The following is a 14,299-nucleotide window of genomic DNA, read 5'->3' on the forward strand; positions in this document are numbered from 1 at the left end:
GCGCACCAAAAAAGTGCGGGCAGGGATATATCGTTTTCGGCTGCCGCTGCTCAGTCGTCCTCCGGCTTGTCCTTGAGTGGACATTCCGGGCGTACACCGTAGTCGGAACTTCGGCAGGGGTGAACCCGGCGTTTCTGGATCAGCGAGATACGCTGCAGGTGGACCGGCTGGGCTGGCGTGCGCTCGATCACATGGTCGTCCTGATCGATGATCTCGGCGGCCAGGGTATGAGTGCCGCGGTCGACGTTGCTCAGGGCGAACACCGGACTGCGCCCCGGCGCCTGTGCCACTTCGCCGTCGAGCAACAGGCGGTAGCGATGGTTGGGCTGCAAGGCCGGCTCACTGGTCAGGGTCACGATCAGTGAACCGTCTTCCTCGCGCACGGCGGTGTCCGGCAGGGGCCCGAGGATGCGCAGCATCTGATAACGCGTCGCCGCGGTTCTGTTCGGCACTGGCACCTTGCTGGTGCGCGGCGGCATCACGGTAGCCGGGGCGGTGGGCGTGGCGCGTGCAGGCATCGGCACCCGTTCGGCGCCCTTGCGCGGCTGGTCGGTGAAAACCCGGTTGCCATTGGCGTCGACGTAGGTGTACACCGCGGCATGGGCCGACGCGGCGATCACTACCAGCCAGAGCAGCGTCCAGCGCATCACGGCAGGTGAACCCGCTGGACCGTGAAGGTGACGGTGGCGCTCTGCTGGATCACGGCTTCGCGGGCATCGAGGACCTGTACCGCCAGGCCATGTTCGCCGCGATCGACATTCACCAGTTGCAGGCGCGGCACGTTGCTTGGCTGACCATAGGGCTCGCCGTCGAGCACCAGGCGCAGGCGATCTCCCGAACGCAGGCGTGGCACGATCGCCACGCCCACATCGAAGGTGCCGTTGTTGGCCCGCAGCGCTTCGTCGGTTGGCAGCCCGGTCAGTTCCAGCTGGCTGTACTGGGTCTGCGGCACCGCGACGGTGGTGCTCGGCAGGGTGGTTGGCGCGGGCTTGCGCAGCGACTCGACGCTGTTGAGCGGCGGCAACTCGACCGTTTGGCTGGCACGCCCCTGGGGCGGCTGGTTGCTGTAGGCCGTGTTGCCCTCGGCGTCGGTGTATTTGTAGATCTGCGCCACGGCGGGCAGCGCACACAGCAGCAACAGGCAGGCTAGGGGTGAGCGCATGGAAACTTCTCTGAGTGGCGCTTGCATGGGGGCCAGCATAGAGCAATTGAGGGGGTGCGTGCAGCGTTGCCATGGTAGGCGCAGAACGAAAAAAGGCCACCCGAGGGTGGCCTTTCTGTCACATCACAGGGATCAGACGCTGTAGTACAGGTCGTATTCCAGTGGGTGTACGAAGGTGCGGACCTTGATTTCTTCTTCGCTTTTCAGGGCGATGAAGGCGTCGATGAAGTCATCGCTGAACACGCCGCCCTTGGTCAGGAACGCACGGCCCTTGTCCAGCTCTTCCAGGGCTTCCTTCAAGCTGCCGCAAACCTGCGGGATTTCCTTGGCCTCTTCGGGCGGCAGGTCGTACAGGTTCTTGTCGGCGGCATCGCCGGGGTGGATCTTGTTCTGGATGCCGTCCAGGCCAGCCATCAGCAAGGCTGCGAAAGCCAGGTACGGGTTGGCTGCCGGGTCTGGGAAGCGCGCTTCGATACGACGGCCTTTCGGGCTGTTGACGTAAGGAATACGGATGGAAGCCGAACGGTTGCGGGCCGAGTAGGCGAGCATGACCGGCGCTTCGAAACCTGGGACCAGACGCTTGTAGGAGTTGGTCGACGGGTTGGTGAAGCCGTTCAGCGCCTTGCCGTGCTTGATGATGCCGCCGATGAAGTACAGCGCGGTGTCGGACAGGCCGGCATAGCCTTCGCCAGCGAAGGTGTTCTTGCCATCCTTGGAGATCGACATGTGCACGTGCATGCCCGAGCCGTTGTCACCGTACAGTGGCTTGGGCATGAAGGTAGCGGTGCGGCCGTAGGCGTCGGCAACGTTGTGCACGACGTACTTCAGGGTCTGCACTTCGTCGGCCTTGGCGACCAGGGTGTTGAACTTGACGCCGATTTCGTTCTGGCCGGCAGTCGCCACTTCGTGGTGGTGAACTTCGACGACCTGACCCATCTCTTCCAGTGCGTTGCACATGGCGGTACGGATCTCGTGGTCATGGTCGACCGGTGGCACTGGGAAGTAACCGCCCTTGACGCCTGGACGGTGGCCTTTGTTGCCGCCTTCGACGTCCTGGTCGGTCATCCAGGAAGCCTGTTCCGAGAAGATCTTGAACATGGAGCCGGAAATGTCGGACTTGAACTTCACTTCGTCGAAGATGAAGAACTCAGGCTCCGGGCCGACGAACACGGTGTCGCCGATACCGGTCGACTTCAGGTATTCCTCGGCGCGATGGGCGATGGCGCGTGGGTCGCGATCGTAGCCCTGCATGGTGGACGGTTCGATGATGTCGCAGACCAGGATCAGGGTCGGCTCTTCGGTGAACGGGTCCAGAACGGCAGTGCTGTCGTCCGGAAGCAGGATCATGTCGGAGGCTTCGATGCCTTTCCAGCCTTCGATGGAGGAACCGTCGAACATCTTGCCGACTTCGAAGAAGTCGTCATCCAGGGCATCGCGCGCTGGCATGGTCACGTGCTGCTGCTTGCCTTTGGTATCAGTGAAGCGCAGATCAATCCACTTGACGTCATGATCTTTGATGAGTTGAACCGACTTCGACATGTTGTCCTCCGGGGTGGAATGGGGCCGATTGTGAAAGGGGGCCCCTAAGTATGTGTGATGCCGGGCCCGATAGTCGGCCAAGGCAACCTGCCTCACAAGGGAGCAATTTGCATGCCAGTGCCCTGTGATGGGCGCAACGCTGATTCTCACTATCCGCAGGTTCGAACCCATTCCCCTGTAGCAGCGGCGCAAGCCGCGTCACGCTTCGTCCCTGGCATTAATAGGTATGAAGGCGGGACGCGGCTTGCGCCGCAGCTACACGAGGTGGGTTTGAATAGGGGTGCGCTGGTTTGGTGCGGGTCTGTTTTGGGTGGTCGATATTGGTGCGTTTGCCCGTTCGTACGATAACTGGTCAAACCTTGAGCAATTTCCGCTATAATCCGCGCCCCTCTTTTCAGGCTGGCATTTCGCGCGCTGTTTTCATGAAACTTATCGTAAAAGTCTTTCCAGAGATCACCATCAAGAGCCCGCCGGTGCGCAAGCGCTTCATCCGCCAGCTCGCCAAGAACATCCGCATGGTGCTCCGTGACCTGGACCCGCAGCTGATGGTTACTGGCGTGTGGGACAACCTTGAAGTCCAGACCAAGCTGACGGACGCCAAGGTGTTGCGTGAGATGACCGAACGCCTGAGCTGCACGCCAGGTATCGCGCATTTCCTGCAAGTGGACGAATACCCGCTGGGCGATATGGATGACATCGTGGCCAAGTGCAAGGCGCACTTCGGCCCGCTGCTGCCTGGAAAGATCTTTTCGGTACGCGCCAAGCGTGCCGGCAAGCATGCTTTCAGCTCGATGGATGTGGAACGCACCGTCGGCAGCCAATTGCGCCGCGAGTGTGGTGCTGCCGGCATCGACCTGAAAAAGCCCGACGTGGTGGTGCGCCTGGAAATCCGCGACCAGCGCCTGTTCGTCATCCATGACCAGCACGACGGCATGGGTGGCTACCCCTTGGGCGCGCTGGAACAGACGCTGGTGTTGATGTCGGGCGGTTTCGACTCCACCGTTGCCGCCTACCAGATCATGCGCCGTGGCCTGATGACCCACTTCTGCTTCTTCAACCTGGGCGGTCGCGCTCATGAGCTGGGGGTGATGGAAGTTGCCCACTTCCTCTGGAAGAAGTACGGCAGCTCCCAGCGCGTGCTGTTCATCAGCGTGCCGTTCGAAGAAGTGCTGGGCGAGATTCTCGGCAAGGTCGACAACAGCCACATGGGCGTGATCCTCAAGCGCATGATGCTGCGGGCCGCCACGCGCCTGGCCGACCAACTGAAGATTCCCGCGCTGGTCACCGGCGAAGCCATCTCGCAGGTGTCCAGCCAGACCCTGCCCAACCTGTCGGCGATCGACAGCGCGACCGACAAATTGGTACTGCGCCCGCTGCTGGCGAGCCACAAACAAGACATCATCGATCAAGCAGTTGAAATTGGGACTGCCGATTTTGCCAAACACATGCCAGAATATTGCGGCGTGATTTCGGTCAACCCGACCACCAGTGCAAAATTGCCGCGCGTCGTCCATGAAGAGAAGTCTTTCGACATGGCCGTTCTTGAGCGAGCGCTGGAACGCGCCAAGCTGGTGTCCATTGATGAAGTCATCGACCAGCTGGGCCGGGATATCGAGGTCGAAGAGGTCAGCGAGGCGCTGTCCGGACAAGTCGTCATCGATATCCGCCACCCCGATGCCCAGGAAGACCAGCCGCTGTCACTGGCCGGCATCGAGGTCAAGGCAATGCCTTTTTATGCCCTGAACAGCCGCTTCAAGGAACTGGATTTCACTCGCCAGTACTTGCTGTATTGCGACAGGGGCGTCATGAGCCGACTGCATGCTCACCATCTGTTGAGTGAGGGACATGCCAATGTGCGCGTTTATCGTCCGACATAGAGTCCCAGGGTTGAATGGTGGAAGTATCCGCCATCGCCCTCCCGACCCCCAGACAGCGTAGGAACTACTGCGCTAGGCAATGCTGCGTCAGAAACAGGCTCGGAATGCTCATTTACAACCAGTAAACTGTGCTTCCTCGCCTATTTCTTCCTTGCCTTGCCGTCGCTCGCTACGTTCCTACGCTGTCTGGCCCGGATAGCTTTTTGTTTAATATTCGCCACGTAGAATGCGCGGCAACCGAATCCTCTGATCGAGATACACAAGTGATCGAAAATCTACGCAACATCGCCATCATTGCTCACGTTGACCATGGCAAGACCACCCTGGTAGACAAACTCCTGCGTCAGTCCGGCACCCTGGAGCGCAACGAGCTCAACGACGAGCGCGTGATGGACTCCAACGACCAGGAAAAAGAGCGTGGCATCACCATCCTGGCCAAGAACACCGCCATCAACTGGAACGGCTACCACATCAACATCGTGGACACCCCGGGCCACGCCGACTTCGGTGGTGAAGTAGAGCGCGTGATGTCGATGGTCGACTCCGTGCTGCTGCTGGTCGACGCCCAGGACGGCCCTATGCCGCAAACCCGTTTCGTGACCAAGAAGGCGTTCGAAGCCGGTCTGCGTCCGATCGTCTGCATCAACAAGGTCGACCGTCCAGGCGCGCGTCCGGACTGGGTTCTGGACCAGATCTTCGACCTGTTCGACAACCTCGGTGCCACCGAAGAACAGCTGGACTTCAAAGTCGTCTACGCCTCGGCCCTGAACGGCATTGCCGGTCTGGAACACACCGACATGGCCGAAGACATGACCCCGCTGTACCAGTCGATCGTCGACAACGTACCGGCTCCGAAAGTCGACCGCGACGGCCCGTTCCAGATGCAGATCTCGGCACTGGACTACAACAGCTTCCTGGGCGTCATCGGTGTTGGCCGTATCGCTCGCGGCAGCGTCAAGCCGAACACCCCGGTGGTCGCCATCGGCGCCGACGGCAAGAAGCGCAACGGTCGTATCCTCAAGCTGATGGGTCACCACGGCCTGCACCGCATCGACGTCGAAGAAGCCTTCGCTGGCGACATCGTCTGCGTGAGCGGCATGGACTCGCTGTTCATCTCCGACACCCTGTGCCAGCCGGACAACGTCGAAGCGATGAAGCCGCTGACCGTCGACGAGCCAACCGTTTCCATGACCTTCCAGGTCAACGACTCGCCATTCTGCGGTAAAGAAGGCAAGTTCGTGACGTCCCGCAACATCAAGGAACGTCTGGACAAAGAGCTGCTGTACAACGTTGCTCTGCGCGTTGAAGAAGGCGACTCGGCCGACAAGTTCAAGGTCTCCGGCCGCGGCGAGCTGCACCTTTCGGTACTGATCGAAACCATGCGTCGCGAAGGCTTCGAAATGGGTGTCGGTCGTCCTGAGGTGATCATCCGCGTCATCGACGGCGAGAAGCAGGAACCGTTCGAAAACGTCACCATCGACACCCCTGAGGAATCCCAGGGCAAGGTCATGGAAGAGATGGGCCTGCGTAAAGGCGACCTGACCAACATGGTGCCGGATGGCAAGGGCCGTGTTCGTCTGGAATACAACATCCCTGCTCGCGGTCTGATCGGTTTCCGTAACCAGTTCCTGACCCTGACCAACGGTGCGGGCATCCTGACTTCGATCTTCGATCGCTACGCTCCGATGAAGTCGGGCCACATGTCCGGCCGTCAGAACGGCGTACTGGTTTCGGTCGAAACCGGCAAGGCACTGACCTACTCGCTGGAAACCCTGCAGGCGCGCGGCAAGCTGTTCGTCGAGCACGGCCAGGAGATCTACAACGGTCAGATCGTCGGCTTGAACAGCCGCGACACCGACATGGGCGTAAACCCTACCAAGGGCAAGAAGCTGGACAACATGCGTGCGTCGGGCAAAGACGAAACCATCGCTCTGGTTCCACCTGTTCGCTTCACCCTGGAACAGGCTCTGGAATTCATCCAGGACGACGAGCTGTGCGAAGTCACGCCGAAGTCGATCCGTCTGCGCAAGAAGATCCTGGACGAAGGCGAGCGTACCCGCGCTGCCAAGAAAGCCAAGAACTGATCCGTAGTTCCGGTTGATTGAAAAAGCCCCCGGCGCGAAAGGGTCCGGGGGTTTTTTTATGGCTGTGTGTTGGCAGGTCTGGCCGCGAAAGGGCCGGCCCTGGCACCCTGCATACCTTCCATCGCCCACTTCTCGAGTTTCCTCGGACCGAGCCGATAGCGCAGGCAATATCGATTCCCTCCGAAGGGTGCCCCGTGAGCCTGCTACCTACCAAGATCATGTCCCGCTTCAGCTTGGGCATCCTGTTCATCCTTCTGGTCACGACGGTGGCCATCTACGCGGTCATGGTACTCAGCGGCGAGCCCAAGCTGATCCAGTCCAACACCAAGAGCGCCGAGCAGTCGGCCACGGCCATCGCTCGGCAGCTGTCGATCCAGCTGGCCGAGGTCGAGGGGCGCGTCGCCGCGCTGGCGAGTCTGGGCGCGACGCTGCCGGCCGACGTCGAGCTGGTGAAGGGTGCATTGGCACCGATCATCGACTCACAGGGCGATGCCGCCATTGCCGGCGGTGGCCTGTGGCCCGAGCCCAATGCGTTCAGCGCAGGCGTGCCGCGGCGCAGTTTCTATTGGGCGCGCAGTGGGCAGGGCCTGGGTTATTCCGAGGAATACAATGCCGGCGCCGTCGATGACTATCACGCCGCCGACTGGTACGTGCAGGGCAAGGCATCCGCGCCTGGCCGCTGCGCGTGGTCGGATGCCTACGAGGATCCGGTCAGCAAGATCCTGATGACCACCTGTACCGTGCCCTACAGTCGTGACGGACGTTTCGCCGGTGTGGCGACCATCGACCTGACACTCACGGGCTTGGCCAACTTCCTCAAGTCCAATGGGCAGGTCACCGGTGGTTATGCATTCGCCATCGACCCATCAGGCAAGGTCCTGTATTTCCCGGCCGCCAACGACAAGCCGGCACCTGCCGACGAGGCGGCGATGCTCGCTGCCTACCCTTGGTTCAAGGGCGTTGCCGATTGGCGCAGCAGCGGCCAGCGCGAAGCCCAGACGTTTCATATCGATCAGGACGCGCAACTGGGTGGGGCGGGCTACATCAGTCTCACGCGGGTGCCGGCCAGTGGTTGGGTGGTGGGCCTGGCCACGCCGCAGGCACACATGACCGGCATTGCCAGCAAATTGACTGTGGATATCCTCACCACCTTGCTGCCGATCCTTGCATTGGTGTTCGGTCTGGCCTGGCTGGCCGGGCGCGCGGTGTTCAGTCAGATCAACGAAACCACGGCACAGATCGACAAGCTGGGCGAGCAGGGCGGTGGCGCCAGCGCCGAACTGGACGTGGCTCGCGCGGACGAGATCGGCCTGCTGCGCGGGGCGGTCAACCGTTACGCCGGCAACCTGCGCAGCATGCTCAAGGCCATCGCCGATGAGGCGCTGCGCCTGCAGAAACAATCCGATGACGTTGCTCGGTTGTCGGTGATCATGGCCGAACGCGCCGAAACCCAGCGTCAGGACAACACCTTGCTGGCCACGGCGATCACCGAGATGTCGTCCAGTGCCCAGGAGGTTGCCTCCAACACCACGGAGTGTTCCGACACCGCGCAGCTGTCGCTGTCGACGGCGCGCCAGAGCCAGGGGCATGTTCAGCAGAACAGCCAGACGATCAATTCCTTGACCGGTGATATCGCCAGCGTGGCACAGGCGATTACCAGCCTGGGTCAGGACATCGAAAGCGTCAGCGGCGTGCTCGACGTGATCAAGTCGATTTCCGCGCAGACCAACCTGCTGGCACTCAATGCCGCGATCGAAGCCGCTCGCGCCGGTGAGCAGGGGCGAGGCTTCGCAGTGGTCGCCGACGAGGTGCGCACCCTGGCAGGACGGACCCAGGCTTCGGCCGACGAGATCCAGGAGATGATCGGCGAACTGCGCCAGGCGTCGGTGAAGGCGGTCAATACCATGGTCGCGGGCGAGGACCGCACGCGGACCGTGGCGCAGCAAGCTGACGTGTTGAGCGTGTCGCTGGGGAGCACGGTGGTCGGTTTCGACGACATCGTCCAGCGCACCCAGCAGATCGCTGTGGCCGCCCAGGAACAGAGCCATGTCACCCAGGAGATCAACGAACTGGCAGTGCGCATTCACGCAGCCAGCGAAGACGGCGCGCGCGATGCGTCGAGCCTCAGTGAACTGAGCCAGGGCATGCAGGCTCTGTCGACCCGTCTGGCAGGGCTGAGCCGACAGGGGTGACCGGCGGCAATTGGGCGGCGCTCCCTTCGCGGGCAGAGCCCGCTCCCACAGGGGGCAGGCGTGTGGCGATGTTCTGTAGGAGCGGTCATTGGCCGCGAAAGGGCGCTGCAGTGTGCCTGGCAGGCCGTGGTATGGCCTTCGCGGGCAGGGCCCGCTCCCACAGGGGTAGCAGGGACGTTACTCAGCCTTGGCGCGATACTGGCTTGGGCTGGTAGGCACAGAAGCCTGGGCGAGGCCCGATCTTCGGATGATTGCGGCAGGTGTCCGGACGCTTTTCATAGATGGTGCACAGGCGGCTTTTCTTGTCCAGGTACAGGCAATCGTTGTTGCTCATGCGCGTCAGGGTGAAAATGCCCGACTTCTGGTTGAAGCGCTCGACGATGCCTTCCTTCTGCAAGCGCTTGGCAACGTTCTTGGGGGGGTCGCCTTTCTCGAATTCATCCACCACGCCGATACGGATCAGGTCCTTGATCTTCACTTCCACCGGCAGCGTGCAGCAGGTCGAGATACAGGCGCCGCACATCGGCGCGGAATATTTCTGCCAGGTGTCCAGGCGGTCCACTTCGGCGGCGGCAATCAAAGAGCTTTTCATCGTCAGGTCATCAGGTAACGTGGATCAGGGCGCGAGATCATACCGGCATTGGTGAAAAAGTGAACAACCATCTGCCTGAAACCCTGCTAATCGTGCAAAGTTACGAACCTGAGCTTTCAGCGTGTGTCGAAGCGTCTAGGCTCAGGTATTCCATCTAGAATCGTCAATTTCCCCGAGGACGCATTGCATGTCTCAGGAACCGCTTGTCCGTGACGCCGAGGTGGCCGATTTCCGCGCTGCTGTACTCGCCAAACTCACCTACGCGGTGGGCAAGGACCCCGATCACGCATTCGACCATGACTGGTTCGAGGCCATTGCCCTGGCGGCGCGCGACCACATGGTCGAGCACTGGATGGATCACACCCGGCAGATCTACCGCAAGGGTCAGAAACGGGTCTATTACCTTTCGCTGGAATTCCTCATCGGCCGGCTGCTCTACGACAGCCTGAGCAACCTCGGGCTGCTGGACATCGCCCGTGAAGCGTTGACCGACCTGGGCGTGGACCTGGAACGCATCCGTCTGCTCGAGCCCGATGCAGCGCTGGGCAATGGTGGCCTCGGCCGCCTGGCCGCCTGTTTCATGGAAAGCATGTCGACCCTGGGCGTCGCTGCCCACGGCTATGGCATCCGTTACGAGCACGGCCTGTTCCGCCAGGCCATCGTCGACGGCTGGCAGCAGGAGCAGACGGAAAACTGGCTGAATTTCGGCAACCCCTGGGAGTTCGAGCGTCCTGAAGTGATCTACCCGATCAGCTTCGGTGGCCATGTGGAAACCGTCACCGACAGCGAAGGCCAGCAAAAGCAGGTGTGGTGGCCCAGCGAGACTGTGCGCGCGGTTGCCTACGACACGCCAGTGGTCGGCTGGCGTGGCTCCAGTGTCAACACGCTGCGTCTGTGGCGTGCGCGGGCACTGGAAGAGCTGCATCTGGAACGCTTCAACGCGGGCGACCACCTGGGCGCCGTGGCCGAAGTGGCACGCGCCGAGAGTATCTCGCGGGTCCTGTACCCCGCCGACAGCACCGAGGCGGGCCAGGAGTTGCGCCTGCGCCAGGAGTACTTCTTCGTTGCAGCCTCTCTGCAGGACCTGTTGCGTCGTCACCTCAATGGCAACGACAGCCTGCTCAACCTGTCCGACAAGGCCGCCATCCAGCTCAACGACACTCACCCCTCCATCGCCGTGGCGGAGCTGATGCGCCAGTTGGTGGACGAACATGGCCTGGCCTGGGACACGGCGTGGGAAATCACCGTCAACACCCTGGCCTACACCAACCACACACTGTTGCCCGAAGCGCTGGAAACCTGGCCCGTGGGCTTGATGGAACGCATGCTGCCGCGGCATATGCAGATCATCTACCTGATCAACGCCTATCACATCGATTCGCTGCGTGCCAAAGGCCAGGACGACGTCGATGTGCTGCGCGCGGTATCGCTGATCGAGGAAGACAACGGCCGTCGCGTGCGCATGGGCAACCTGGCGTTCCTCGGCTCGCACAGTGTCAACGGCGTGTCGGGCCTGCACACCCAGTTGATGCGCAGCACCGTGTTCTCCGAACTGCACAAGCTCTATCCCGACCGGATCAACAACAAGACCAACGGCATCACCTTCCGCCGTTGGCTGTACCAGTCCAACAGCGAGCTGACCGCCATGCTGGTCGACAAGCTCGGGCCGCAATTGCTCGACAACCCGGAAGGGCTGCTGAAAAACCTCGAACCTTTTGCCGACCAGCCCGAGTTCCGCAAGGCGTTCGCTGCACAGCGATTGAACAGCAAAAAGGCGCTTGCGCGCATCATTCATGAGCGCGTGGGGGTGGCGGTCAATCCGGAGGCGATGTTCGACGTTCAGGTCAAGCGCATCCACGAGTACAAGCGGCAGTTGCTCAACCTGATGCACACCGTGGCGCTCTACCAGGCCATTCGCGCCGAGCCGGAGACGAACTGGGTGCCGCGGGTGAAGATCTTCGCCGGCAAGGCCGCGGCCAGTTATCACCAGGCCAAGCTGATCATCAAACTGGCCAACGACATCGCCCGGGTGGTCAACAACGACCCGACCGTGCGCGGCCTGCTCAAGGTGGTGTTCCTGCCCAACTACAACGTCAGCCTGGCGGAAAGCATCATTCCGGCAGCGGATCTGTCCGAGCAGATTTCCACGGCCGGCTACGAAGCATCGGGCACCAGCAACATGAAGTTCGGCCTCAATGGCGCCTTGACCATTGGTACGCTGGACGGCGCCAACGTCGAGATGTGCGAATTCCTGGGCAAGGAAAACATGTTCATCTTCGGCATGACCGCCGCTCAGGTGGAAGAACGCAAGCATGCCGGGGGCTACAGTGCCCATGGCGATGTCGCGGCTTCCCATCGGTTGAACGATGTACTGCAGGCCATCCGCGGCGGGGTGTTCTCGCCGGACGATCCATCGCGCTATGTCGGGTTGGTCGATTCGCTGACCAACTACGACCGCTTCCTGTTGTGCGCCGATTTCGACGCGTACTGGGATGCCCAGCGCAAGGTCGAGGACACCTGGCACGACGCCGACAAGTGGTGGCGCATGGCGGTATTGAACACGGCGCGCATGGGCTGGTTCTCTTCCGACCGAACCATCCGCGAGTATGCGCAGGATATCTGGCAGGCGTTGGAGTAGGGCCAGGATCGGCGGCGCTCTTTTCGCGGCCGAAGACCGCTCCTACGGATGTCTGTAGGAGCGGTCATCGGCCGCGAAGGGCTCGCCGCATACTCGGCGGCGAACTATATTCCCTGATAGCGATCTGATGGCTGCCGCGGCGTGGCTAGCGCTCGCTAGGTTTGACCGCACCCGTGTAAACTGTGCGGGCTTTCCCCAACCCCTTTTCTACTCCGGAGTCGTCCATGTCCCGCGTTACCCTGAGTCGCTACTTGATCGAGCAGACCCGCAGCAACAACACGCCGGCCGATCTGCGCTTCCTGATCGAAGTGGTGGCGCGCGCGTGCAAAGAGATCAGCCATGCGGTGTCCAAGGGCGCCCTGGGTGGCGTGCTTGGCAGCATGGGCACCGAAAACGTCCAAGGTGAAGTGCAGAAGAAGCTGGACGTGCTGTCCAACGACATCCTGCTCGAAGCCAACGAATGGGGCGGTCACCTGGCCGGCATGGCGTCCGAAGAAATGGACAACGCCTACCAGATTCCCGGCCAGTACCCCAAGGGTGCCTACCTGCTGGTATTCGACCCCCTCGACGGCTCTTCCAACATCGACGTCAACGTGTCGGTCGGCACCATCTTCTCGGTCCTGCGCTGCCCTACCGAGCACCTGAGCCAGAACGACAGCCTCAAGGAACAAGCCTTCCTGCAGCCAGGCACCGAGCAGGTTGCTGCCGGTTACGCCATCTATGGCCCGCAGACCATGCTCATCCTGACCCTGGGCAACGGCGTCAAGGGTTTCACCCTGGATCGCGAAATGGGCAGCTTCGTGTTGACCCACGAGAACATGCAGATTCCGGAAACCACCGCCGAGTTCGCCATCAACATGTCCAACAAGCGTCACTGGGAAGCCCCGGTGACCAAGTATGTGGACGAGCTGCTGGCCGGTGAAGAAGGCCCGTTGAAGAAGAACTACAACATGCGCTGGATCGCCTCGATGGTCGCCGACGTGCACCGTATCCTGACCCGCGGCGGCTTGTTCATGTACCCACGCGACAGCCGCGAGCCAGAGAAGCCAGGCAAGCTGCGCCTGATGTACGAAGCCAACCCGATGTCGTTCCTGGTGGAGCAGGCCGGTGGTGCTTCGACCGATGGCCGCCAGCGCATCATGGACATCAAGCCCGAGGGCCTGCACCAGCGTGTTGCCGTGTTCCTGGGTTCCAAGCAGGAAGTCGAGCGCGTCACCGGTTACCACACCGAGTAAACGCCGCAAGACCGCATTGAAGCCGGGCGCTGGTGCAGGGGTTGGCGGATTCGTCTGTAGCAGCGGCGCGAGCCGCGTCGGCGGTGCATGCGGTGTGGATGAATCACCGCTGTGCCCCTGACGCGGCTTGCGCCGCTGCTACAGGGGCCGCGTTGAAGACAGGCACTGGTGCATGGGGTGCCTCTGGCCCACCGCGGTAGGCGCACCGTTGCCAATTGGAACCCGCGCCGTTTGCGCTCTTCTAAGCAGCACATCCCCTGTGTCTGCCGTTCAAGGAGAGCCCCCCATGTCGTTGCGCACGTTTGCCTTGCTGCCGTTGTGCCTGTCGCTGTTGATCGCCGGTTGCAGCAATGCCCCCGACGCCAGCATGGCGCCACGTACCGTCGACAGCGTAGACCTGAAGCGCTACCAAGGCACTTGGTACGAAGTGGCCAGGTTGCCCATGTTCTTCCAGCGCAACTGCGCCCAATCCGAAGCCCATTACACCCTGCAGGCCGACGGCAACATTGGCGTGCTCAACCGCTGCCGCACCGACAGTGGCAAGTGGCAGGAAGCCAACGGCACCGCTTCGCCGCAGGTCCCCGGCAAGACCGACAAGCTGTGGGTGGTGTTCGACAACTGGTTCTCCAGAATGGCCCCGGACCTGGCCAAGGGCGACTACTGGGTACTGGACGTGGACGACGGCTACCAGCACGCGCTGGTCGGCAGCCCGAACCGCAAGTACCTGTGGCTGCTGTCGCGCACGCCGCAGGTCTCCACGGCCGTGCGCGAGCGCATGCTGGCGAAAGCACGCCAGCAGGGCTATGACACCACGCGCCTGATCTGGCGCGCGGCGGATGCCGATATCGGCAAGTGATGGCGTGACCCCGCTCGCGCCCGGCCCGTGCAGAGTTGTCCTGCCCAGGCGCGAGTCGCGTTACAATGTCACTCGCTGTGCCCCACGAATCAATCCAAGGAATTCTTGTGCCGACTCCGCCCGT

At 61.8% G+C, this 14,299-nt stretch carries 10 protein-coding genes; 6 read left to right on the plus strand and 4 right to left on the minus strand.

Translation table 11 applies throughout. The features are described 5' to 3' along the window. Positions 1-50 precede the first annotated feature (50 nt). The 3 genes from IFU31_RS10015 to glnA form a co-directional block, all read right to left on the minus strand. Positions 51-647: a DUF4124 domain-containing protein gene (locus IFU31_RS10015; RefSeq protein ID WP_192055938.1), complete on the minus strand. Its 597-nt coding sequence runs from the start codon at positions 645-647 to the stop codon at positions 51-53. Next, positions 647-1,162 (minus strand): DUF4124 domain-containing protein, encoded by a 516-nt coding sequence (locus tag IFU31_RS10020; protein WP_185794922.1) that lies wholly within the window; start codon positions 1,160-1,162, stop codon positions 647-649. Before IFU31_RS10020 ends, IFU31_RS10015 begins: the two co-directional genes overlap by 1 nt. Positions 1,163-1,294: 132 nt before the next feature. Then, positions 1,295-2,701 (minus strand): glutamate--ammonia ligase, encoded by a 1,407-nt coding sequence (gene glnA, locus IFU31_RS10025; protein ID WP_122480480.1) that lies wholly within the window; start codon positions 2,699-2,701, stop codon positions 1,295-1,297. 422 nt (positions 2,702-3,123) lie between these two features. Between glnA and thiI the strand changes: the two genes are divergently transcribed. The 3 genes from thiI (at position 3,124) to IFU31_RS10040 (ending at position 8,854) form a co-directional block, all read left to right on the plus strand. After that, a complete protein-coding gene (gene thiI, locus IFU31_RS10030; protein ID WP_192055847.1) occupies positions 3,124-4,578 on the plus strand; it encodes a tRNA uracil 4-sulfurtransferase ThiI in 1,455 nt (484 codons plus the stop codon). Positions 4,579-4,841: 263 nt separating this feature from the next. Then, complete coding sequence (gene typA, locus IFU31_RS10035; protein ID WP_122480478.1) at positions 4,842-6,662, plus strand: translational GTPase TypA; 1,821 nt, start codon at positions 4,842-4,844, stop codon at positions 6,660-6,662. Positions 6,663-6,856: 194 nt separating this feature from the next. After that, positions 6,857-8,854 (plus strand): methyl-accepting chemotaxis protein, encoded by a 1,998-nt coding sequence (locus IFU31_RS10040; RefSeq protein WP_192102833.1) that lies wholly within the window; start codon positions 6,857-6,859, stop codon positions 8,852-8,854. Positions 8,855-9,035: 181 nt separating this feature from the next. On the opposite strand, the gene IFU31_RS10045 is transcribed toward IFU31_RS10040, so the two are convergent. Next, complete coding sequence (locus tag IFU31_RS10045; protein WP_122480476.1) at positions 9,036-9,446, minus strand: YkgJ family cysteine cluster protein; 411 nt, start codon at positions 9,444-9,446, stop codon at positions 9,036-9,038. Positions 9,447-9,633: 187 nt separating this feature from the next. On the opposite strand from IFU31_RS10045, the gene IFU31_RS10050 reads away from it, so the two are divergent. From IFU31_RS10050 to IFU31_RS10060, 3 genes are all read left to right on the plus strand, one after another. Beyond that, positions 9,634-12,084 carry a glycogen/starch/alpha-glucan phosphorylase gene (locus IFU31_RS10050; protein ID WP_192048040.1) on the plus strand — a complete coding sequence of 817 codons (2,451 nt, stop codon included), beginning with the start codon at positions 9,634-9,636 and terminating at the stop codon, positions 12,082-12,084. A 224-nt stretch (positions 12,085-12,308) separates the two neighbouring features. Further along, positions 12,309-13,319, plus strand: coding sequence for a class 1 fructose-bisphosphatase (locus IFU31_RS10055; RefSeq protein WP_122480474.1), 1,011 nt, complete (start codon positions 12,309-12,311; stop codon positions 13,317-13,319). Between the two features lie 367 nt (positions 13,320-13,686). Beyond that, the gene (locus tag IFU31_RS10060) at positions 13,687-14,175 is read left to right on the plus strand and encodes a lipocalin family protein (RefSeq protein ID WP_446730953.1); all 489 of its coding nucleotides are present in this window, start codon (positions 13,687-13,689) and stop codon (positions 14,173-14,175) included. Positions 14,176-14,299: the final 124 nt, after the last annotated feature.

It is taken from the genome of Pseudomonas sp. CFBP 13602, assembly GCF_014842725.1.
GTDB lineage: Bacteria > Pseudomonadota > Gammaproteobacteria > Pseudomonadales > Pseudomonadaceae > Aquipseudomonas > Aquipseudomonas baltica.